The sequence below is a fragment of the Amycolatopsis thailandensis genome (assembly GCF_002234405.1).
GTDB classification, from domain to species: domain Bacteria; phylum Actinomycetota; class Actinomycetes; order Mycobacteriales; family Pseudonocardiaceae; genus Amycolatopsis; species Amycolatopsis thailandensis.
The window spans coordinates 53,208-75,402 of sequence record NZ_NMQT01000134.1 but is presented as its reverse complement, the minus strand read 5'-3'; the positions used below and the strand labels follow the sequence as shown (position 1 = coordinate 75,402).

Genomic DNA, 22,195 nt, shown 5'->3' with positions numbered 1-22,195 from the left:
CGATGACAGTGACGACGTCCCGGATCCGAATCGCCGCCGCCCCGATCTCCTGGGGCGTCTGCGAAGTCCCCGGCTGGGGCCGCGTGCTCGACGCGGGGACCGTACTGGGCGAAATGGCGGAGCTGGGGATCCGCGCGACCGAACTCGGCCCGCCCGGCTATCTGCCGCGAGCCCCGTCGGAGCTGCGTGAACTGTTGAGCGGCCACGAACTCGACCTGGTCGGCGGTTTCCTCGCCGTCGTACTGCACGAAAACCCCGGGGCCGCGCTGGCCGAGGCCGAGGAGTCCGCCGCTTTGTTCGCCGCCTGCGGTGGCGGCATGCTCGTGCTCGCCGCCGCGACCGGTCTCGACGGCTACGACGACCGCCCCAGGCTGAGTGACGCCGAATGGGCGACACTGATCGAAACCTCCGGCAGGATCGGGGAGATCGCCGCGCGCCACGGACTCCGCACGGTGCTGCACCCCCATGTCGGGACGCACGCGGAGACCGAGGAAGAGGTCGAGCGTTTCCTCGCCGATTCCGATCTCCCGCTGTGCCTGGACACCGGGCATCTCCTGATCGGCGGGACCGACCCGGTCGAGCTGGCCAAGCGGTATCCCGAACGGGTCGGCCACCTGCACCTCAAGGACGTGCGCGGCGAACTCGCCGAAGACGTCCGTGCCGGGAGGCTTCCCTACGCCGAAGCCGTGGGCAAAGGTCTGTATGTCCCGCTCGGCGACGGGGACGTCGACATCGAAGCGATGGTCAGGTTCGTCGACGAGGCGGGCTATGACGGGTGGTACGTACTGGAACAGGACACCGCGCTGAGCGAGCGGAGCCCGGAAGATCTGCCCAAGCGGGACGTGGCCAGGAGCCTGGCGCATCTCGGCGGAATCGTCAGCCGGCTTCCGGCTGCCAGGTAACGGAAAAGCGAGGAGAGACGACGATGTCCCATCGCTTGAAAGCGGCCTTCGTGCTCGTGGCGGGGTTGCTGGCCCTGTCCGCGTGCACCGGGCCGAAGGCCGAGGAGAAACCCGCCGAGGGCGCGGGCCCGGCGACGACTCAGCCGAGCGGGCCGCTGCGGGTCGCGGTCATCTCGCACGGCACGGCGGGTGACGCGTTCTGGAACGTGGTCAAGAACGGCGCCGAGGAGGCGGGCAGGCAGCTCGGCGTCCAGGTCGAGTACAACTCCGACGGAGACCCCGGCAACCAGGCCAAGCTGATCGACAACGCGGTCGCCCAGCAGGTCGGCGGGCTGGTGGTGTCGATGGCGAACCCGGAGGCGCTCAAGACCTCGATCGAGAACGCGGTCCGCGCCGGGATCCCGGTCATCACCATCAACTCCGGTGAGGACAAGAGCGCGGGCTACGGCGCGCTCACCCACGTCGGGCAGAACGAGACCATCGCCGGCGAGGAGGCCGGGAAGAAGTTCCGGGAACTGGGCAAGAAGAAGCTGCTCTGCGTGGTCCACGAGGCGGGCAACGTCGGGCAGGCCCAGCGCTGTGACGGCGCCAAGGCCGGTTTCGCGGGCGACGTGCAGACCCTGCAGGTCGACATCGGCAACCCGACCGACGCCGAATCCCGGATCAGGGGCGCGGTGCAGACCGACTCCTCCCTCGACGCCGTCCTGACGCTGAACTCTCAGGTCGCCGCGCGGGCGGTGAGCGCGATCAAGGCGGTCGGCTCGCAGGCGCAGGTCGGCACGTTCGACCTCAACACCGACGTGGTCGGCGCGATCAAGGCGGGCGACGTCGTCTTCGCGGTCGACCAGCAGCAGTACGAGCAGGGCTACCTCCCCGTGCAGTTCCTCAAGCTCTACCGGGACAACGCGAACGTCGTCGGCGGCGGGAAACCGGTGCTCACCGGCCCCGACCTGGTCGACAAATCCACTGTGGACACCGTCGGCCAGTACGTGCAAAGGGGCACGCGATGACAACCACCACCCTCGACGAACGCGTCGCCAAGCCGCGGCTGCTGGACAGGCTGGTCGTCCGGCCCGAGATCGGCGCGCTGCTCGGCGCCGTCGTCGTCTTCCTGTTCTTCACCGTCGTCACCGACCAGTTCTTCAGCGGCAGCGGCGTGGCGACCTGGCTGGACGACGCCTCGACACTCGGCATCATGGCGGTCGCCGTGTCGCTGCTGATGATCGGCGGCGAGTTCGATCTGTCGGCGGGCGTGATGACGGCGTCCACCGCGCTGGTCACCGCGACCTTGGCGACGCAGGCGGGCTGGAACGTCTGGCTCGCGCTGTTCGCTTCGCTGGTCTTCGCCCTCGCGGTCGGCGCGTTCAACGGCTGGCTGGTGATGCGCACCGGACTGCCCAGCTTCATCGTCACCCTGGGCACGTTCCTGGCGCTGCAAGGGCTCAACCTCGGCGTCACCCGGCTGGTCACCGGCACCGTCCAGGTCTCCGGGATGCGCTCGACCGACGGCTACGAGTCCGCCGGTTTCGTCTTCGCGTCCACAGTGGACCTCGGCGGGACGGCCTTCCAGATCTCCATCGTCTGGTGGATCGGGTTCGCCGCGCTGGCGGCCTGGCTGCTGGTCCGGACAAGGCTCGGTAACTGGATCTTCGCCGTCGGCGGCTCCGCGCAGAGTTCGCGCGCGGTCGGGGTCCCGGTGGTGCGCACCAAGATCATGCTGTTCATGACCACCGCGCTCGCCGCGTGGCTGGTCGGCTCGATCAACATCCTGCGGTTCGCGAGCGTCCAGGCGAACCAGGGCATCGGGCTGGAGTTCCAGTACATCATCGCGGCCGTGATCGGCGGCTGTCTGCTGACCGGCGGGTTCGGTTCGGCGATCGGCGCCGCGATCGGCGCGCTGATCTTCGGCATGGCACGGCAGGGCATCGTGTTCGCCCGCTGGGACAGCGACTGGTTCATGCTCTTCCTCGGCGTGATGCTGCTGTCCGCGGTCCTGGTCAACAACGCCTTCCGGCGGCGCGCGGAAAGGGTCCGGCGATGAGTCTTCTCGAGGTCAAGGATGTCGGCAAGACCTACGGCAGCGTGATCGCGCTGCGCGACGTCTCCACGGTGGTCAACGCGGGCGAGGTCACTTGCGTACTCGGCGACAACGGCGCCGGCAAGTCCACGCTGATCAAGATCCTGGCCGGGGTCCACCAGCACGATCGGGGCGAGTTCCTCGTCGAGGGCGAACCGGTCAAGTTCGCCTCGCCGCGTGAAGCGCTCGATCGCGGCATCGCGACGGTGTACCAGGACCTGGCGGTGGTGCCGCTGATGAGCGTGTGGCGAAACTTCTTCCTCGGCTCCGAACCGACGGTCGGCTTCGGCCCGTTCCGCGCGCTGGACCGGAAGAAGGGCCGCGAGACGACCAAGAAGGCGTTGTCCGACATGGGCATCGACCTGCGGGACGTCGAACAGCCGGTCGGCACACTCTCCGGTGGCGAGCGCCAGTGCGTCGCCATCGCGCGGGCGGTGCACTTCGGGGCGAAAGTGCTGATCCTCGACGAGCCGACGGCCGCGCTGGGCGTGAAGCAGGCCGGGGTCGTGCTCAAGTACGTCGCGCAGGCTCGTGACCGCGGGCTTGGCGTCGTGCTGATCACGCACAACCCGCATCACGCGTACCCCGTGGCCGATCGCTTCCTGCTCCTCAAACGGGGCGCGCCGCTCGGCGCCTACGAAAAGTCCGGGATCGACCTGGCCGAGCTGACCCGGCAGATGGCGGGCGGCGCGGAACTGGAAGCCCTCGAACACGAATTGCGAGCCGCGGAGTCCTCTTCATGACCGTTCTCGAAGCACTGACCGTCGGCCGGGTCGGGGTGGACCTCTACCCCGAGCAGAGTGGCGTGCCGCTGGCCGGGGTCAGCACCTTCGCCAAGTCGCTCGGCGGCACCGCGACCAACGTCGCGGTCGCCGCCGCGCGGCTCGGCCGCTCGACGTCGGTGCTGACGAAGGTCGGCCCGGACGGCTTCGGGGACTACGTGCGGCAAGCACTGCGCGAATTCGGCGTCTCTCCCGATCACGTCGGGACGTCGGCCGACTTACAGACACCGGTGGTGTTCTGCGCGCTGGACCCGCCCGCGGATCCGCCGCTGCTGTTCTACCGGTCCCCCATCGCTCCGGACCTGACCCTCGACGAGGCCGATGTGCCCTGGGACGTCGTGGAAACGGTGCCGCTGCTGTGGGTCACCGGGACCGGCGTCTCCGTCGAACCGGCACGCGGCACCCAGCGCGAGATGCTCCGACGGCGCGGACGCCGCGCGCACACGGTGCTGGACCTCGACTTCCGGCCGATGTTCTGGCCCGATACCGAGACAGCGCGCGAAGAGATCGGCTGGATGCTCGACCACGTCACGGTCGCGGTCGGCAACCGCGCCGAGGCGGAGGTCGCCGTGGGCACGACGGATCCCGACGAGGCCGCGTCACGGATGCTGGCCAGGGGTGTCGAACTGGCGATGATCAAGAAGGGCGCCGAGGGAGTACTCGTGGCCACCACCGAGGGCCGCTGGACCGTGCCTCCCCAGCGGGTCGAGGTCGTCTGCGGGCTCGGCGCCGGGGACGGTTTCGGCGGCGCGCTGATCCACGGCCTGCTGTCCGGCTGGGATCCGGTGCGCATCGCCACCTACGCCAACGCGGCGGGCGCGCTCGTCGCTTCCCGGCTCGCCTGTGCCGACGCCATGCCCACCGCCGACGAGATCGAGGAGTTGCTGTGAGCAAGCTGCACCGTCCACTCGGGACGCTTTCGGACGGGCGGGACCCGGTCCGGCTCACCCCGGATTCGGCGGGCTGGACCTACAGCGGCCTGAGGGTGCTCTCGCTGGCCGCCGGCGAGTCCAGGATCGTGCGCACCGGCGAATACGAAGCGTTCGTGTTGCCGCTGGCCGGAGCGTGCACCGTCCGGGTCGACGGGCAGGTCTTCGCGCTCGCCGGCCGCGATTCGGTGTTCACCCGGGTCACGGACTTCGCCTACGTCCCGCGTGACGCCGAAGTCGAGTTGTCGACAGTCGAGGGGATCGAGGTCGCGCTGCCGATGGCGCGCTGCGCACGCCGTCTCGAACCGCGCTACGGACCGGCCGAGAACGTGCCGGTGGAGGTGCGCGGGGCGGGGCAGGCCACGAGGCAGGTCACCAACTTCGGCGTACCCGGTGTCTGGGACCACGCGGACAAACTGAACGCGTGCGAGCTCATCACCCCCGGTGGCAACTGGTCGTCGTACCCGCCGCACAAGCACGACGAGGCGTCCGAATGCGAGGTCGTCAACGAGGAGATTTACTACTTCCGCGTCGCCGGCCGCGACGGCGTGACGACTTCGCGCGAAGGGTTCGGCCTCCATCGGACGTACACCTCGGACGGCGAACTGGACGAGGACGTCGCGGTCCGGGACGGGGACGTCTTCCTGATCCCACGCGGCTATCACGGACCCTGCGTCGCCGCGCCGGGCTACCCGATGTACTACCTGAACGTCCTGGCCGGGCCGGCCGGCGAGCGGTCGATGGCCTTCTGCGACGACCCCGCGCACGGCTGGGTCCGCGAGACCTGGAACGACCAGGCACTCGATCCGCGCTGCCCGGTCACGAGCCACGAAGGACGGGTGTCATGAAGCTGACCACGGCGCAGGCGCTGGTGCGCTGGCTGCTCGCGCAACGCTCGGAGACCCTGGACGGGCGGGAAGTCCCGTTGTTCCCCGGGGTGTTCGCGATCTTCGGGCACGGCAACGTCCTCGGTCTCGGAACGGCGCTGGAGGAGCAGCGCGACGAGCTGCCCCTATGGCGCGGGCAGACCGAGCAGGGCATGGCGCTCGCCGCGGTCGGCTATGCGAAGGCGACGCATCGGCGGCAGGTCGGGGTGGTGACGTCGTCGATCGGGCCCGGCGCGCTGAACATGGTCACCGCGGCCGGGGTCGCGCACGCGAACCGGCTGCCGGTGCTGCTGCTCCCCGGGGACACCTTCATCAGCCGCGCCCCGGATCCGGTGTTGCAGCAGGTGGAGCACTTCGGCGATCCCACGGCCACGGTCAACGACGCCTTCCGCGCGGTGAGCCGGTACTTCGACCGGATCACGCGGCCCGAGCAGCTGCTTTCGACGCTGCCGCAGGTCGCCAGGGTGCTGACCGATCCGGCGGACGCGGGCCCGGTGACACTGGCATTGCCGCAGGACGTCCAGGTGGAGACCTACGACTTCCCGGACTCGCTCTTCGAACCGGTGACCCATCGCCCGCCGCGCCCGCGGCCCGATCGCCGGGCGCTCACCGAAGCGGCGGGCGCACTCCGGTCGGCACGGAAGCCGTTGCTGGTGCTGGGCGGCGGTGTCCGGTACTCAGGCGCGGGCGAGCGTGCGCTGGCCTTCGCCGAGCGGCACGGGATCCCGGTCACGGAAACGACGGCGGGCCGCACGCTGGTCCCCCACGGGCATCCGCTGCACGCCGGTCCGCTGGGCGTCACCGGTTCGGCGTCCGCGAACGTCCTGGCCGCCGAGGCGGACGTCGTGCTGGCCGTCGGCACTCGCCTGCAGGACTTCACCACGGCGTCCTGGACGGTGTTCTCGCCCGGCGTCCGGCTGGTCACCCTCAACGCCGCCCGGTTCGACGCGGTGAAGCACGGCGCGCTGGCCGTCGTGGGTGACGCCGACGCGGGGCTCACGGATCTGGCCGCCCAGCTGGAGAGCTGGCGGGTCGATCCCTTGTGGACAGAGCGCGCGGCGGCGGAACGCGGCCGGTGGGACGCGCACATCGACACCCTGCGCGCGGTTTCCGGTGAAGTGCCGACCTACGCCCAGGTCGTCGGCGTGGTCAACGACCTCTCCGAGCCACACGACTACGTGATGACAGCGTCCGGCGGGATGCCGGGAGAACTGATCGGCGGCTGGCGCGGATCGGGTTCGGTCAGCATGGACGTCGAGTACGGGTTCTCGTGCATGGGCTACGAACTCGCGGGCGCGTGGGGCGCGGCGATGGCGCACACCGGCGGCCTGGTCACCACCATGCTCGGTGACGGCTCGTACCTGATGTTGAACTCGGAACTGTTCTCCGCCGCCTTCGCCGGGCATCCGTTCGTCGCGGTGGTCTGCGACAACGACGGCTACGCGGTCATCGCGCGTCTTCAGGAAGGTCAAGGCGGCAAGCCGTTCAACAACTTTCTCGCCGACTGCCGGAGCGCGCACGCCTCGCCACCTCGGGTCGACTTCGCGAAACACGCGGAGTCGCTGGGTTGCGCGGTGTTCACGGCGTCCTCTTTGGACGATGTGCGGGCGGCATACGCGACGGCACGCGAAACGGCGGTGTCCGCGAAACGGCCGGCGGTGGTCGTGGTGCGGACCCAGCCCGCCTCGTGGACCGAAGCCGGGGCCTGGTGGGAGGTCGGCGTCCCGGAACACCTTTCCGGCCGGGAGGGCTTCGAGCGGGGCAAGTCGGGACAGGTGCGGTATGTGAAGAGCTAAGGCACCCGACTACCGAGCGATTTTTTACCGAGACGGCCGGTAATTCCAACTACATGCAAAAGTGGCCAACCGTCTCGGCCTCGAGACGTTCAGTCTCCACCCATCAGGAACTTACCTTTCTCTGACCTGGTCGTTCTGGTCTCCAGGTCCAACGGAGTCCATACTTTCGCCCCAGTTCGCAGGACGCGAACTCGTGCGCAGCGTAGCCATTACCGGCCACATCGACCATTTCCGACGCGCCGGACCAGAGCGGCGTAGACCACCCTTGGTTCTGTGCGTCGACATCGAACCACGACACGCCGACGGGCAGACACCGGGGGTCGAACTGTGCACGTACGGTCAAAGCGCTCATCTGCAGACCTCGAACCTCGTACAAGATCGTGGGACGGCACGGCTGATCGGCGTTGAAGATCGTTCTGTACGCGAAAAAGTACTGTTCGTCAGGTTCGAGCCAGTGCGAGAACTTCAGGTTGCCCAGCCTGCCGCCTTGGGGAAGATCGGAAAGTTCTCCGTCGAGTTCACAATTGGCCAACGGGACGATCTCCACCGGCGCATCCGGCTGGTTGTAGTACCACCCGATCGCGGGATACCGGTCCACCGCGCCATGGGCAGTGATCCAGCGGTAGGTGAACACTTCGACACCGCGTCTCCCCTCGAAACGGTAGAGGACGTCGGTGCGGTCGATGGAGATAGGCAAGGACCGCGGCGGTGACAACGGCTCGTTCAGACGGTAAATCCCCCACCCGTTCGATGATGCCGTTAACTCGTTCAGGCGCTCTTCCAATTGCACTGCGAGAGCGGAAGCCGCAGCCATCCAATAGCCGCGATACGCCTCCCATCGGGACACCGGTTCGCCGCGCCGGAGTGCGAGCACGCGGAAGCGTCCGGCGAGCGACTCACAGGTTTTTTCGGTGAACCGCTCCGCAGGCAAACGAAACGCGGCCTCGGCGGCCAGTTTCCATCGCGGATTCGACAGCTTTTCGACAAGTTCCTGAACGATGGTCAGCACTGCCGCCGCTTTGGCATCGACTGTCCAGTCTTCCGGCGTCCGGGCCAGACCCATGATGGTGCCAACGCCGCCCACCGCGTTCCTGCTGAGTTTCCGGATGTCCGGCCCCTCATCCAAGGCGAGAAAGCGCAAGCCTTCTTCCACCGAGTCGCGCGGGCTCTCCCCTCCCCCGGGCCGCCTCGGCATGAGTTTTTCCCTCCCCGTTGGACGTTTTCACGCCTTGCTCCCCTCCGGGAGGGGAGTGCTTCGCTGGAATGGCCACATCCATCGTAAGCGAGAACCGAGGCGGAGGAGGTGCTCGTGGGATCACGTCCTTGGCTCGTACAGAGGACCGACAAGGTCGCGAACCGGGGATAGAACTGTTTGTGACCAGTCCGGGTCGCAAACTGCCGGGCGGGCCTCGCCCGCCCTCAGCGGCGGTTGAAGGGTAGGGTCATGGGCGTTTTCCTGTCAGTTCGGGCACTTCTCAAGCTGATCGCAATCTCCAGTGTGGTTCTCACAGCCACGTTTCTCCTGTTGACGCTTCCGTTCGGCGATTCCGGAGAAACCGTGACGGTTCCCGCGTGCAAGGCGGACGTCAGCGTTCTCGCGAACGTCTGACCCGCACCGGCGGTCGTGTGCCACGGCAAGTCCGGGCGGGTGCGGTATGTGAAGGGCTAGAGCGCGGCCGCGTCCAGCGAACCGGACGCGGCCGCGCCCACCCCCGCCCTATTTGTCAAAGCTGGCGAAGTAACCGGCCGCCATGTCCTCGTCGCCGTGCCCGGCTTCGGAAGCGCGGGCGAAGCGGGCGCGCCCGGCCTCGACGGCGTCCATCCGGACACCCGCGCGAGCCGCGGCTTCCAGCACCAACCGGGCGTCCTTCTCCGCGTTGTCGACCGAGAAGGCGGTGGTGTAGTCGTTCTTGAGGATCGCGGCGGATTTCGCCTGGAAGTAGCCGTTGTCCATCGGGCCGCCGGTGACGACGTCGACGAAGTGCTTCGGGTCGACACCGAGTCCCTCGGCCAGCGCCAGCGCCTCGCCGACGCCGTGGGTCAGCGCGATCACCCACGTGTTCAGCACCAGTTTGAGCCTGCTCGCCGCGCCGGAGCGGCCGTCCTCGCCGACCCACAGCGTGCGCTTGCCGATCGCGTCGAACAGCGGCTGGACGGTCTCCCGCGCGCCGGCCGCGCCCGCCGCCAGCACGATCAGCTGGCCCTGCTCCGCGGGCTGGCGGGTGCCCTGCACCGGCGCGTCGACGAAGACGAGGCCCTGCTCGTCGGCGTACGCGATCAGCTCGTCGACGGCGTCGCCGACGGTGCTGAGCTGCACCCAGATCGTCCCGGCGGCGGGAGCGGCCGCGCGGATCGCCTCCAGCACCGACGGGCCGTCCGTCAGGACAGTGATCACGACCGGCGCGCCCTCGACGGCTTCCGCGGCGCTCGCCGCGACCTGGACACCGTCCCCGGCGAGGGCTTCCGCCTTGGCCCCGGTGCGGTTCCAGGCCCGGACCGCGAACCCGGCCTTGCTCAGGTTGCGGGCGACCGGGGCGCCGATGATCCCGGTGCCCAGCACCGCGACGGTTTCCGTCATGACTCGCCTTCACTCCTCGTCTCGATAGTGGAATGGTCGTTAAAGAACGAACGCGAAGAAAGTCGCGCTCGAACGCGGGGGGCTGTTACGAAACCTGGAACATCAGAACGCCTCGATGGTGGTTTCGACGACTTGGGTGAGCGCCTGGCGGTCCGCTGTCTTGCCCAGCACCCGCAGGCCGTACATCGCGGCGAGGGTGAACCGGGCCAGCGCCCGCGGATCCCGGCCGGAGCCGATCTCGCCCGCCTGCCGGGCGGCGGCGAACTCGGCGTGAAACGCGTTCTCCACCCGTTCGAAGTTGTGCCGGACGCGGGCGGTGACCTCGTCGTCGACGCCGCCGAGTTCCAGGGCGGCGTTGACGGCCAGACATCCGCGATGCGTGCCCGAGGTGTCCATCTCGTCGTGGACCACGTCCATCAGCACGCGCCGGATCCGCTCCCGGATGGTTCCGGGGGCGACCAGCATCTCCTCCACCCGGGTGGCGGACGTTTCCTCGTAGCGGCGCAGCGACTCCTTGAACAGCTGCTGCTTGCTCGAAAACGTGTTGTAGAGACTTCCCCGCCCCAGGCCGGTGCGGTCGACCAGGTCCTGGGCCGACGTCGCCGCGTATCCCTTTTGCCAGAAGGTGCCGACCGCGGCGTCGAGCACCTCGGTGGGATCGAATCCCTTCGGACGGGGCATGACACCCAGCATCGCACGTTCTGTAACGATCAGTCAAATACCGGCGGTCAATGCTCGGCCAGCAGCGAGCCGAAGCCGCGCACCCGGTCGGTGACGCCGTTCCGGCGGAGGGCGTGCCAGTACAGGACGACGTTGTTCGAGATCACCGGTTTGCCGAGCCAGAACTCGGCGGCCGCCGCGACCCGCGCCATGGCGACGTTGGTGCCGACCTGGACGATGGCCTCGACGTCGGCGCTGTCGATCTCCTTGACCGCGTCCCTGAGTTCAGCCTCGGAGACGTGGGAGATCCTGGCCGGGCTCGGCACGCCGAGGCCATGGAGGTTCAGCAGGTCGTAGCCGCTGTCGGCGAAGAACCGGCTCACCGAATCGTCGCCGACCGGCAGATACGGCGTGATGACCGCGATCCGGCGGGCGTCGTGCGCCGCGAGCGCGGCGTTGATCGCGTCCGGGCTCATCGTCACCGGCAGGCCGCCCGCGGCCGCGCGCATCGAGTCGAGCACGCGGCCGTGGGAATCCGTTCCCTCCCAATAGCTTTCCGGTGACACGCCGACGATCACGCAGTCGGGCCCGCAGCCGGTGACACTGCGGATGGCCGGATGTGTCGACAGCCGGATGCTGTGCATGACGTGGTCGAAACCGGGCTCGTCGACCATCGGATCGTCGTCGATGACCATCCGGCCGGTGTGGTTGGTGACGCCGTCGGGGCGCAGCGCGTCCAGCTCCGGCTGGGCCGAGGTGTTGGTGGACGGGACGACGACGCCGACCTTGAGGCGGGGACCGAGGGAGTCGGGCACAACTGGATCTCCTTAGCTCAGAAGGATTCGAGCCGGGCGCGGATCGCCGACACCAGTTCGGCGACCCCGTTCTCCTTGAGGACGCTGTAGTGATCGCCTTCGAGCGTGACCACCTCCGGCGGCGTTGCCGAGTACCCGGAGCTGTTCTCGACGAACGAGTAGTCGTCGCCCGCGGCCTTGAACAGGGTGACCCGCGCCGCGATCCGCCGCCGGGCGAGTTCACGGAAGGTGTAGTCGAACTCGTAGGTCTCCTCGACGATCCGGACGATGCGCCGGACGAGTTGTTCGCCGAGGGCGGGCAGCAGGTCCGCCACGAAGGCCACGAATCCGTCCTCGTCGCGGACGGTCTCTTGGCAGGCCAAGGTTTCCGGCCCGGAGATCGACCCGAGGAAGACCGACAGCAGGATCGTCAGGTACGCCGGGTTCGTGTAGCTCGCCACCCGCTCCTCGCCGCCCTCGACCTCGGGATTTCCCGGGCAGATCAGCAGCAGGTCGGCCACCCGCCGCCCCTGCCGCTCCAGCTGCCACGCCGTTTCGAACGCGACCCGCGCGCCGAACGAATAGCCCCACAGCGTGTACGGGCCCTCCGGCTGGACACGCAGGATCTCGGCGACGTCGGCCTCCGCCATCTCCTCGACGGTGGCGTACGGCGTCTCCTCCGCGTTGATCCCGTGGGCCTGCACTCCGTAGAACGGCCGCCCCAGACCGCTTTCCGTGGCCAGCAGCCGCAAATTCATCGGATAGCCGCCGAGCCCGGGCCAGCAGAACACCGGATCGCCGCCACCGGTCGCCAACGGGACCAGCCGCGAGGACGGCCGGGCGGTGCCCTCGCCGATGCGGGCGGCCAGGTCGGCCAGCTTCGGGCACTCGAAGACGACCTGCAACGGCAGCCGGGTGCCGTACTCGCGGTTGATCCGGTTCACCAGGGAGACCGCGGTCAGCGAGTTCCCGCCGGCGGCGAAGAAGTCGTCCAGCGTCGAGACGTCGTCGTACTTCAGCGCCTTGCCCCACACCCCGGCCAGCCACCGCTCGTGACTCGTCGACGGCGCGACGTACGGTGCGCCGCCCGTGGAGCGGACGGCGTCGGCCCGCGCCAGCGCGTTCGCGTCGACCTTTCCGTTGGCGGTCAACGGCAACTCGTCCAGCACCAGCACCCGGTTGGGGATCATGTAGTCCGGCAGGGTGGTCGCGAGTTCGTCGCGGATGATCTCCGCCGGCCCCTTCACGTGCACGGCGTCTTCGCGCATTCCCTCGCTGCTCGCCTGTTCCGGGCTCACCTTGCCGCCGACGAAGAAGTACGACGGCCCGGGCGCGATCCCCTGCCCGGCGAGGATGTCGTCGATCCGCCGGGCGGCGGGCAACGGGTTGCCGCTCTTGGAGCTGTAGCCCGAGGACATGAAGCCGAACCCCAGGCCGTTGCGCTGCAAGTGATGCAGCTTCGTGCCGAGCCCGATGTATTCGAGCCACTCGTCGGCGGCGCGGCTGACCGCGGTGACGCCGAAGGCCGCGCGCCCGTACACCCGCTGATTGATCGCGATCACGTGTTTCGGCTCGATCAGTTTGCCGGAGACGAGGTCGAAATCGCCGTTCCGCCAGCGATAGGTGCCGGCGAGCAGACCCTCGACCTGCCCCGGATGCGCCTGCACGAACAGTTCGACGTCGTCCCGGCGAGGCTCGCCGTCGTCGGCGTGCAAGGAGAACGTGCCGAGATAGTGGTCGTCGGCGGCGGCACCGGCTCGCACGGCCACCGCGGGGTCGTACCCCGAAGGACTGATCGTGAGGCCGTAACCGGGCAGGATGTCCTCGAACACACCGACCATGTGACCGGCCTCGAATTCGAGGACCTCGCGGATGTTGTTCTTGTAGACCGGTTCGATGGCCCCGGTGCGGCCGATGAAGTGCACCGAATGCCCGGTCCCCGTGTTCGCGCCGATCAGGACCAGGGCGTGGTCGATCGGGTGGTAGTAGTAGATCCCGGCGGCGAGGCCGTCGAGACCACTGGTCTCCAGGTACAACTGCGTCGCGTACAACGCGCCCGGCGACGCGTAGGAGTACTTCGGCAGCAGCCGTTCCTCGCTGCGGAACCCGCCGAACCAGCGCAGCAGTTCGCCCAGTTCGGCGAACGCGAGCTCGCCGGGTTCGCGGGAATACGTGCCGGCCGGACGCGGTGTGAGCAGCTCGACGAGCTCATCGCGGGTGACCGCGCCGCCCTCGTAGTGACGATAGGTCTTGCGCGCGAAGACTTCCCGCCGCTGCCGGGCGGTTTCCCGCTTGCCCTCCAGCGCGACGACCGGGCGGCCGTCGAGGTCGTCGCGCACACCCGGGTCGGACAGCTGCGCCTTGACCTGGAGCTTGCTGGCCTTCGACTGGTGGTGCCCGCCGTGGTTGCCCTGATCCATCACCGCGGCTTCGCGTGGGTTCAGCTCCACGCACGCGACGAGCGACTTCGAGCCGGTCCGCGCGTCGTCGGTCACCACCGCCGCCGCGCGGCGCACCCACGTGTGTTCCTCGATCGCCACCGCGATCTCGTCCAGCTCGACCCGGTAACCGCGCAGTTTGACCTGGTTGTCGGCGCGGCCGACGAACTGGAGCGTGCCGTCCGGGTTCCAGTAGGCGAGGTCTCCGGTGCGGTACAGCCGTTCGGTCGGCACGAACGGGTTCGGCACGAACTTCTCGCTCGTCTGCTCCGGCCGGTTCAGGTAACCGCGGGCCAGCTGGACACCGCCGATGTACAGCTCGCCCGTCTCCTCGATGTCGACCGGGGCGAGTTCGGCGTCGAGCACGAAGCACTGGGTGTTGTCGACCGGCACGCCGATCGAGACCGTCCCGGCGCTCTCGCCGATCGTCTCCGGGTCGACGACGTGGGCGGTCGCGTTGATCGTGCATTCGGTCGGCCCGTACAGGTTGACCAGCCGCGCCGACGGCAGCGCGCGGGCGAGCTCCCCGGCCAGCTGACGCGAGAGCGCCTCACCGCCGGAGAACAGTTTTCGCAGCGAGACGCAGTCCCCGAAGCGTTCCGTGTCGAGCAACGCTTGCAGCAGCGTCGGGACGCACTGCAAGGTGGTGACTTCGTGCTCGATCACGGTGTCGATCAGGACTTCGGGATCGCGGAAACTCCCCGGCGCGCTCATCACCACGCGGGCGCCCGCGGCGGGCGCCAGGATCTCCCATTGCGCGGCGTCGAAACTCATCGGCGTCTTCTGCAGCACCGTGACACCCGCGTCCAGGTGACCGCAGGCTTGCAGCCAGCGCATCTGCGAGACGACGCTGTGCTGCTCGATCATCACGCCCTTCGGCTTGCCGGTACTGCCGGAGGTGTAGATGACGTAGGCGAGCGAGTCCGGCCGGGAGCCGCGCGGGACTTCACCCGCCGGATCGCCGACGTCGGCCAGGGACACGATCCGGGTCCCGGCCGGCACCAGACCGGCGAGCCGCCCGGCGAGATGCGGCTGAGTGACGACGACTCCCGCGCCGCTGTCTTCGAGCATGTACCGCAGCCGGTCCTCCGGATATTCCGGGGACAACGGCAGATAAGCGGCGCCGGCCGTGAGGATTCCCCACGCGCCGACCATCAGATCCGCGGAAGGCTCGACGTGCAGGCCGACGAGATCGTCCGTGCCGATCCCCTGGCCGGAAAGATGCGCGGCGAGATCCGCACTCGCTTCTTCGAGTTCTCGAAAGGTCAATTCGCGGTCACCGTCGACGACGGCGACCGCCTCCGGCCGCGTCCGCGTCCAGTGCCCGAGCAGATCCGGAAGGCGGGTACTGGAACGCGCACGATGAAGCGATGCGCCGTTCCCGGCGGACGTCATGATCTTTTCCCCTGGCAAAGCCATCCCCCATTACGTATTCCGTGGACGCGCGCCGCGTCGACGCGCTGCTGGTGAACCACGAAGCACAGGAGTGGCCCGGGGCGGCCCGAGATACCGGCCGGAACGAGAACGGCCCGAAAGTTCCCCGACTGGAATTTCCTTGACAAACGGGAGAACCGTATTCACGGGGCGGAAATTCGTTTCTCGTGGGCCAATAATCGAAACGAACCGCGGCGTACGCCCCGCCGATCATTCTTTTCTTCCCTTTGGGGCCGAGGTTCTCTCCCCACCCGCCCGTATCCGTCACACTCGAAGGCATGATTCCCACTTTCGTCTTCGTGCACGGTTCGGGAAGCTCGGCACACGCCTGGTCGGCCACCCAGCGGGAGATGGCGGCACGCGGGCATCGGACGCTCGCGCTCGACCTCCCCGGCCGGGGCGCCGGGTTCACCCAGGCCTACTACGAACAGGACCTCGAAACCTTCGCGGCCGAACCGTCGGCTTTGAGCGAGGTGACCCTGGACGATCTGACCGGGCAGGTCGTCGACACCGTCCAGCGGGTGCGCCACCACGGCCCGGTCATCCTGGTCGCGCACAGCTTCGGCGGGCTGCCGGTCACCGCCGCCGCCAACGCGATCCCCGAACTGATCGACCACGTCGTCTATGTCGCCGCGCAGTGCCCGGTGGAACGTCATCCCGGGGAGTACCCGCTGCTGCCCGCGTGGTCGTCCGCCGCTCTCTTCACCGCGACGGCACCGCTCATGGTCGGGGACCCGGCGCGCCAGGGCTTCATCCGGATCAACTGGCGTGGCGCCGACCGGGCGCAGCGAGCCGCGCTGCGGGACGCCATCTCCGGTGAGCTCACCGAAGAGCAGTTCCTGCAGGTCGTCGTCACGAGCCAGCCGGACGAGGTGTTCTGGCTGACCGGACCCGAATGGGACCTTCGCGCCGACAAGGACTCCTGGGGCCGGATCCCGCACACCTTCGTCAAACTGACCGAGGACCGCTCCATGCCGATCGCCGTCCAAGAGCTTTACGTCGCCGAGGGCGACGCGCTCACCCCGGACAACCCGTTCGACGTCCGCGAACTCGAAAGCAGTCACGCCGGGTTCTTCCGGAGGAAACCCGCCGAGCTGGCCGGGATCCTCGACGACCTCAGCGTCGGAGCAGGCGCCGGATCTCGGTGACGGCGGCGCGGCCCGCCCGGTTCGCGCCGACGGTGCTGGCGGACGGGCCGTAGCCGACCAGGTGCAGCCGCGGTTCGGCGACGACGCGGGTGCCGTCCATCCGGATACCGCCACCGGACGCGCGCAGGCGCAGCGGCGCGAGATGGTCGATGGCGGCGCGGAAACCGGTGGCCCACAGGATGATGTCGGCGGGTTCGGAGGTGCCGTCCGCCCATCGCACGCCGTCCGGGGTGAGCCGCTCGAACATCGGGTGGCGGTCGAGGATGCCCGCGTCGAGCCCCGCCCGCACCTCGGGTGTCACCGCCAGATCGGTCACGCTGACGACGCTTTTCGGCGGCAGGCCTTCCCGGACCCGTCTGTCGACCTTGGCGACGGCCTCACGGCCCCAGTCCTCGCTGAACGGCTCTTCGCGCCAGACCGGCGGGCGCCGGGTCACCCAGCGCGTCGAACGCGCGAAGGGCGCGATCTCCAACAGCAGCTGCACGGCCGACGCGCCACCGCCGACCACGACCACGCGTTTGCCGCGGAAGTCGCCGACGCCGGTGTAGTCGGCGGTGTGCAGCTGACGGCCACGGAAGGTCTCCTGCCCCGGGTAGTACGGCCAGAACGGCCGGTCCCAGGTGCCGGTCGCGCTGATCACCGCGCGAGCGGCCCAGGTCTCCGCGGCGCTCGCCACGACGAGCCGATCGCCCTCGGCGCTCACCGACAGGACGTCGACGGGGCGGTGGACCGGGAGGTCGTAAGTGCGCTCGAAACGGCCGAAGTACTCGGAGACGACGTCGGCGGCCGGCAGCTTCGGATCCGGGGTGCCGAAGGCCATCCCGGGGAGGTCGTAGATGCCGTGGACCTTCTCCACGACCAGCGAAGGCCAGCGGTACTGCCACGCGCCACCGGGCCGTTTGCCGTGGTCGAGCACGACGAAACCCGCCTCGTTGGCGAATCCCGCGCGGCGCAGGTGATACGCCGCCGACAGACCGGCCTGGCCCGCCCCGATCACCGCCACGTCGACTTCGTGATCCGCCTTCATACCGGGTTCAACGGCTGGCGGAACTCTCTATTTCCTTCTCTGTCACTGTGTCCGCTGCGTCACAGCCCGCACGATCGCCACGATCAGGAGCGCCCCGGCGAGGATCACCAGCGCCGGCGCGACCCGTTTGACCACGGATTCGCCCGCGTACTCCATCAAGTCGATGGCCTCGCCTTCCGCCACCGGCTTCACCGCTTTCAACGGCGGGCGTTCCTCGGGTTCGGGCGTGGTGGCGAGCTTGCCGGACAGGCAGTCCGCGAACGAGTCGAGGATCTTGCCGCCGACCTCGGAGATCATCCCGCGACCGAACTGCGCGGGCTTGCCGGTGACCGCCAGTTCCGTGGCGACGGCGCCATGGGTGACGCCGTCCCTCTCGGACAGGGTGAGCGTCACCGTCGCCGACGCCGTACCCGCGCCCCTGGCGTCCTTGCCGGACGCCTTGATCACCACCTTCTTCGCCTCGGCGTCCTTCTCGACGAAATGGCCGGCGCCCTTGTAGAGCAGGGAGATCGGCCCGAGCTTGACCTTCACCGTGCCTTTGAAGGCGTCCCCGTCGACCTCGGTGATGGTGGCGCCCGGCATGCACGGCGCCACCCGTTCCGGGTCGACGACGGCCTTCCAGACCTCGTCGACCGGGGCGGGAACGGTGAATTCGTGGTCGAGCCGCACGGGCCGACCTCCCTTCTCTCTAGGCCCCTGCCGCGGCGAGGACCGCCCGGCCGGTCAGCACCCGCGCGAGGTGCTGCCGGTATTCGACATCGGAGTTGCCGTCGGCCGTCGGATTCGTGCCCTCGGCCGCGTGTTCCGCGGCCCCGCGGATCGCTTCCGCGGTGGCCGCGCAGCCGACCAGCGCCGCCTCGACCCCGGCCGCCCGCACCGGTGTCGAGCCCATGTTGGTGAGCGCGACCCGCGCCTCCTCGATGGTGCCCGCTTCGGTCCGGACGCAGGCCGCGACAGCGACCATCGACCACGCCTGCGCGACGCGGTTGAACTTCTCGTAGTGGGCCCGCCAGCCGGTGTGCTTCGGCACGCGGACCTCGACCAGGAGCTCGTCCGCGGCGAGCGCGGTGGTGAACATGTCCTGGAAGAAGTCCGCCGCGGCGACCGTCCGCCGCCCGCCCGGCCCGGCGACGACGAGTTCGCAGCCGAGCGCGAGCACGGGAGCCAGCAGGTCACCGGCGGGATCGGCGTGCGCGATGGCACCGCCGAACGTGCCGCGATGGCGGATCTGCGGATCGGCCACCGTGTCCGTGGCGGCCTTGAGCAGCGCGGCGTGCTCGGCGACAAGCGTGTCCCGCTGGACGTCGTAATGCGTGGTCATCGAGCCGATGACCAGCGCATCGCCGTCCTCGCGGACGCCGCGCAGCTCGCCGACCTTCCCGAGGTCGACCAGCGTGGTCGGCGTGGCGAGCCGCATCCGCAGCACCGGCAGCAGGCTTTGCCCGCCCGCCAGCACCTTGGCGTCCTCGCCCGCTTCGGCGAGCGCGGCGATCGCTTCGTCCACTGTGGACGGAGCGACGTAGTCGAACGGGGCCGGGATCACTGGGCACCTCCGGTGGCGTCGATCGAACCGAGACCGCCGCCTGCTTCCGAGCCCAGCCCGCCCGCGGCGGACGACCCGTGCCGGACGGCGTGCCAGACCCGCATCGGGGTCAACGGCATTTCGATGTCGTCCACCCCGAAGTGCCGGACGGCGTCGACCACGGCGTTGACCACCGCCGGGGTCGAGGCGATCGTGCCCGCCTCGCCGACTCCCTTGGCGCCCAAGGGGTTCGTGGTCGACGGTGTCTCGGTGCGGTCGGTGGTGAAGCTGGGCAGATCCGCCGCCGACGGCAGGAGGTAGTCGGCGAACGTGCCGGTGGTCAGCGTCCCGCCTTCGTCGTGGACGGCCTCTTCGAACAACGCCTGCGCGATGCCCTGCGCGAGCCCGCCATGCACCTGGCCTTCGACGATCAGCGGGTTGACGACCACGCCGACGTCGTCGACGCAGACGTAGGAGCGCAACCGCACACGCCCGGTCTCGGTGTCGACCTCGGCCGCGCACAGATGCGTGCCGTGCGGGAAGGAGAAGTTCTCTGGATCGAACGTGTCCGCCGAATCCAGCGACGGTTCGACGCCGTCCGGCAGGTTGTGCGCCGAGAACACGGCCCACGCGATGTCCTGGATGGACGTCGAGGAATCCGTGCCCTTGACCGAGAACTTGCCCGCTTCGAATTCGAGGTCGTCCTCGGAGCACTCCATCAGATGCGCCGCGATCGGCTTGGCCTTGGCGAGCACCTTGTCCGCCGCCTTGACCACCGCGATCCCGCCGACCACCAGCGACCGGGAGCCGTAGGTGTCCATGCCCTTGTGCGAGGACTGGGTGTCGCCGTGGATGACCTCGATGTCCTCGAACGGGACACCGAGTTTGTCGGCGACGATCTGGCTCCACGCCGTCTCGTGGCCTTGGCCGTGCGCGGAGGCACCGGTGATCACCTCGATCTTGCCGGTGGGCAGCACCCGGATCTCCGCGTGCTCCCAGCCGCCCGCCGCGTAGTCCAGCGAACCGAGCACCCGCGACGGCGCGAGCCCGCACATCTCGGTGAACGTCGAGATGCCGATGCCGAGCTGCACCGGGTCACCCGAATCGCGCCGCTCCTTCTGTTCGCGGCGAAGACCGTCGTAGTCGAAGAGTTCCTTCGCCTTCTGGGTCGCGGCTTCGTAGTTGCCGGAGTCGTAGGTCAGCCCGGCGACCGTGGTGAACGGGAACTCCTCGTGCTTGATCCAGTTCTTCTCGCGGAGCTCCATCGGGTCCATGCCGAGCTCGACGGCGAGCTCGTCCATGATCCGCTCGATCCCGAACGTGGCCTCCGGCCGCCCGGCGCCGCGATAGGCGTCGGTGAGCGTGGTGTTGGTGAACACGTTGGTGCAGGCGAAGTGGTACGCCGGGAACTTGTAGATCGCGTTGAACATGAACGCGCCCAGGATCGGCACCCCGGGGCCGACGAGGCCGAGGTAAGCACCCATGTCGGCGAGCAGTTCGACCTTGAGACCGGTCACCGTGCCGTCGCGGTTCGCGGTGATGGTGAGGTCCTGGATCTGATCGCGGCCGTGGTGCGCGGCGACCATCGTCTCCGAACGGGACTCGGTCCACTTGACCGGTTTGCCGAGCCGCTGCGCGATCAGCGTCGACATCATCTCTTCGGGCAGCACGGCGATCTTGCCGCCGAAGCCGCCGCCGACGTCCGGCGCGATCACCCGCACCTTGTGCTCGGGCAGGCCGAGCGTGGCCGCGGTCATCGTCTTGAGGATGTGCGGGACCTGGGTGGCCGACCACATGACCAGCTGGCTGCCGGTCGGGTCGACGACGCACGCCCGCGGCTCCATGAACGCCGGCACCAGCCGTTGCTGGCGGAACCGGCGCTTGAGCACGATCCCCGACTTCTCCGCGGTCGAGATCGCGTCTTCGACGCTGGAACCCGTTCCCGCGTCGGCGGAATCGAAGACCCAGACCGCGTTCTGGTTGGTGCCGAGTTCCTCGTGCACCAGCGGCGCACCCTCGGCGAGCGCGTTCTCCAGCCCGAGGACGACCGGCAGTTCGTCGTAGTCGACGTCGATCGCTTCGAGCGCGTCATGCGCTTCGGCCGACGTCCGGGCGACGACCACCGCGACGCTCTCACCGGCGAAGTTCACCGTGTCCGACGCGAGGATGGGCCTGCGCGGAGATTTCATGTCCGGGGTGATCGGCCACGCGCACGGCATGCCGATGGCGCTTTCCGGGTCGAGGTCCTTCCCGGTGAACACGGCGACGACACCCGGCGCGGACTTCGCCTCGGTGACGTCGATCGAGACGATCTTGGCGTGCGCGAACGGGCTGCGGAGCACCGCGAGGTGCAGCATGCCGGGGAGGGTGAGGTTGTCGGTCCAGCGGGTCCGGCCGGTGATGAGGCGCTCGTCCTCCTTGCGGCGGCGGGCCTTCCCGACCTCCGGTTCGATCGTGGAGGTCATCACTCACCACCCGCGCCGACACGAGAAGCGGTGTCCGAGGCGAGCCGCTCGGCTTCGGGACCGGCGCCGGGCCGCATCTGATGGGCGGCGTCGCGCACCGCGCGGACGATGTTCTGGTAGCCCGTGCAGCGGCACAGGTTCCCTTCGAGTCCTTCCCGGACGGCTTTTTCGTCGGGATCGGGGTTGTCGGCGAGCAGGTCGATCGACTGCATGATCATGCCGGGAGTGCAGAACCCGCACTGGAGGGCGTGATTCTCGTGGAAGGCCTTCTGCACCGGATGCAGTTCGCCGTCGCGGGCCAGTCCCTCGATCGTGGTGACCTCGCAGCCGTCAGCCTGGACCGCGAGGACCGAACAGGATTTCACGCTGTGCCCGTCGAGGTGGACGGTGCAGGCCCCGCAGTTGCTGGTGTCGCAACCGACCACGGTGCCTACCTTCCCGACCCGCTCGCGCAGATGGTGCACGAGCAGCGTCCGGGGTTCGACGTCGTCTGTGTAGCTGGTGCCGTCGACGGTGACGGTGATGCGCATCAGGCCTCCAAAAGCAAGAGAAACCCCGCGCTGGTCCGGGGTCGTTCGGGAGCGGCCGGTCATAGCGGTTGTCACGGACCGACCCCGGAGCGACCGTGATCGGACTCACAGCCGAGCGTGCTACTTCTGATCGGCGGGGACAACCCCCGACAGGGGGTGACTCAGGCACTGGTCCGCAGATGCGTTACGGGACAAGGGGTAAAGGGCGCAGATGCGGAGTAAGCGC

The 22,195-nt window shown here is 68.9% G+C and carries 19 protein-coding genes; 9 read left to right on the top strand and 10 right to left on the bottom strand.

Translation table 11 applies throughout. The annotated features are described in order from the left end of the window. Positions 1 to 2: 2 nt before the first annotated feature. From CFP71_RS34985 to iolD, 7 genes are read left to right on the top strand one after another with little or no spacing between them, the layout of a single operon-like run. Positions 3 to 902, top strand: coding sequence for a sugar phosphate isomerase/epimerase family protein (locus CFP71_RS34985; RefSeq protein WP_093938221.1), 900 nt, complete (start codon positions 3 to 5; stop codon positions 900 to 902). Positions 903 to 925: 23 nt separating this feature from the next. Further along, positions 926 to 1,912 carry a sugar ABC transporter substrate-binding protein gene (locus CFP71_RS34980; protein ID WP_093938220.1) on the top strand — a complete coding sequence of 329 codons (987 nt, stop codon included), beginning with the start codon at positions 926 to 928 and terminating at the stop codon, positions 1,910 to 1,912. Then, on the top strand, positions 1,909 to 2,943 hold the full coding sequence (locus CFP71_RS34975; RefSeq protein ID WP_093938219.1) for an ABC transporter permease: 1,035 nt from the start codon (positions 1,909 to 1,911) through the stop codon (positions 2,941 to 2,943). The genes CFP71_RS34980 and CFP71_RS34975 overlap by 4 nt, the downstream gene beginning before the upstream one ends. Further along, positions 2,940 to 3,722, top strand: a complete 783-nt coding sequence (locus CFP71_RS34970; protein ID WP_093938218.1) for an ATP-binding cassette domain-containing protein — start codon at positions 2,940 to 2,942, stop codon at positions 3,720 to 3,722. The genes CFP71_RS34975 and CFP71_RS34970 overlap by 4 nt, the downstream gene beginning before the upstream one ends. Further along, entirely contained in the window at positions 3,719 to 4,651 is a 933-nt protein-coding gene (gene iolC, locus CFP71_RS34965) for a 5-dehydro-2-deoxygluconokinase (RefSeq protein ID WP_093938217.1), read from the top strand. Before CFP71_RS34970 ends, iolC begins: the two co-directional genes overlap by 4 nt. Continuing rightward, entirely contained in the window at positions 4,648 to 5,538 is an 891-nt protein-coding gene (gene iolB / locus CFP71_RS34960) for a 5-deoxy-glucuronate isomerase (RefSeq protein WP_093938216.1), read from the top strand. Before iolC ends, iolB begins: the two co-directional genes overlap by 4 nt. Then, positions 5,535 to 7,373 carry a 3D-(3,5/4)-trihydroxycyclohexane-1,2-dione acylhydrolase (decyclizing) gene (gene iolD, locus CFP71_RS34955; protein WP_208636099.1) on the top strand — a complete coding sequence of 613 codons (1,839 nt, stop codon included), beginning with the start codon at positions 5,535 to 5,537 and terminating at the stop codon, positions 7,371 to 7,373. The genes iolB and iolD overlap by 4 nt, the downstream gene beginning before the upstream one ends. 103 nt (positions 7,374 to 7,476) lie before the next feature. On the opposite strand, the gene CFP71_RS34950 is transcribed toward iolD, so the two are convergent. Next, complete coding sequence (locus tag CFP71_RS34950; RefSeq protein ID WP_093938215.1) at positions 7,477 to 8,568, bottom strand: hypothetical protein; 1,092 nt, start codon at positions 8,566 to 8,568, stop codon at positions 7,477 to 7,479. A 249-nt stretch (positions 8,569 to 8,817) separates the two neighbouring features. Here CFP71_RS34950 and CFP71_RS44405 point away from each other — a divergent pair, with 249 nt between their 5' ends. Further along, positions 8,818 to 8,982, top strand: coding sequence for a hypothetical protein (locus CFP71_RS44405; protein ID WP_167406382.1), 165 nt, complete (start codon positions 8,818 to 8,820; stop codon positions 8,980 to 8,982). Between the two features lie 108 nt (positions 8,983 to 9,090). Here the strand turns inward: CFP71_RS44405 and CFP71_RS34945 are convergent, their stop codons facing one another. The 4 genes from CFP71_RS34945 to CFP71_RS34930 form a co-directional block, all read right to left on the bottom strand. Further along, on the bottom strand, positions 9,091 to 9,951 hold the full coding sequence (locus tag CFP71_RS34945; protein ID WP_093938214.1) for an NAD(P)-dependent oxidoreductase: 861 nt from the start codon (positions 9,949 to 9,951) through the stop codon (positions 9,091 to 9,093). Between the two features lie 102 nt (positions 9,952 to 10,053). Then, complete coding sequence (locus CFP71_RS34940) at positions 10,054 to 10,632, bottom strand: TetR/AcrR family transcriptional regulator (RefSeq protein ID WP_244199953.1); 579 nt, start codon at positions 10,630 to 10,632, stop codon at positions 10,054 to 10,056. A gap of 47 nt (positions 10,633 to 10,679) precedes the next feature. Beyond that, positions 10,680 to 11,426 carry a maleate cis-trans isomerase family protein gene (locus tag CFP71_RS34935; RefSeq protein WP_093938212.1) on the bottom strand — a complete coding sequence of 249 codons (747 nt, stop codon included), beginning with the start codon at positions 11,424 to 11,426 and terminating at the stop codon, positions 10,680 to 10,682. 17 nt (positions 11,427 to 11,443) lie between these two features. Then, on the bottom strand, positions 11,444 to 15,238 hold the full coding sequence (locus CFP71_RS34930) for a non-ribosomal peptide synthetase family protein (protein ID WP_093938211.1): 3,795 nt from the start codon (positions 15,236 to 15,238) through the stop codon (positions 11,444 to 11,446). Between the two features lie 317 nt (positions 15,239 to 15,555). Here CFP71_RS34930 and CFP71_RS34925 point away from each other — a divergent pair, with 317 nt between their 5' ends. After that, positions 15,556 to 16,425 (top strand): alpha/beta hydrolase, encoded by an 870-nt coding sequence (locus CFP71_RS34925; protein WP_093938210.1) that lies wholly within the window; start codon positions 15,556 to 15,558, stop codon positions 16,423 to 16,425. Here the strand turns inward: CFP71_RS34925 and CFP71_RS34920 are convergent. From CFP71_RS34920 to CFP71_RS34900, 5 genes are read right to left on the bottom strand one after another with little or no spacing between them, the layout of a single operon-like run. After that, positions 16,394 to 17,452, bottom strand: a complete 1,059-nt coding sequence (locus CFP71_RS34920; protein ID WP_093938209.1) for an NAD(P)-binding domain-containing protein — start codon at positions 17,450 to 17,452, stop codon at positions 16,394 to 16,396. The two genes, CFP71_RS34925 and CFP71_RS34920, sit on opposite strands and share 32 nt — an antisense overlap. 42 nt (positions 17,453 to 17,494) lie before the next feature. Continuing rightward, entirely contained in the window at positions 17,495 to 18,121 is a 627-nt protein-coding gene (locus CFP71_RS34915; protein ID WP_093938208.1) for an SRPBCC family protein, read from the bottom strand. A gap of 19 nt (positions 18,122 to 18,140) precedes the next feature. Then, a complete protein-coding gene (locus tag CFP71_RS34910) occupies positions 18,141 to 18,995 on the bottom strand; it encodes an FAD binding domain-containing protein (RefSeq protein ID WP_093938207.1) in 855 nt (284 codons plus the stop codon). Next, positions 18,992 to 21,439 carry a xanthine dehydrogenase family protein molybdopterin-binding subunit gene (locus CFP71_RS34905; RefSeq protein WP_093938206.1) on the bottom strand — a complete coding sequence of 816 codons (2,448 nt, stop codon included), beginning with the start codon at positions 21,437 to 21,439 and terminating at the stop codon, positions 18,992 to 18,994. Before CFP71_RS34905 ends, CFP71_RS34910 begins: the two co-directional genes overlap by 4 nt. Continuing rightward, positions 21,439 to 21,969, bottom strand: coding sequence for a (2Fe-2S)-binding protein (locus CFP71_RS34900; RefSeq protein ID WP_037303592.1), 531 nt, complete (start codon positions 21,967 to 21,969; stop codon positions 21,439 to 21,441). Before CFP71_RS34900 ends, CFP71_RS34905 begins: the two co-directional genes overlap by 1 nt. Between the last annotated feature and the right edge of the window lie 226 nt (positions 21,970 to 22,195).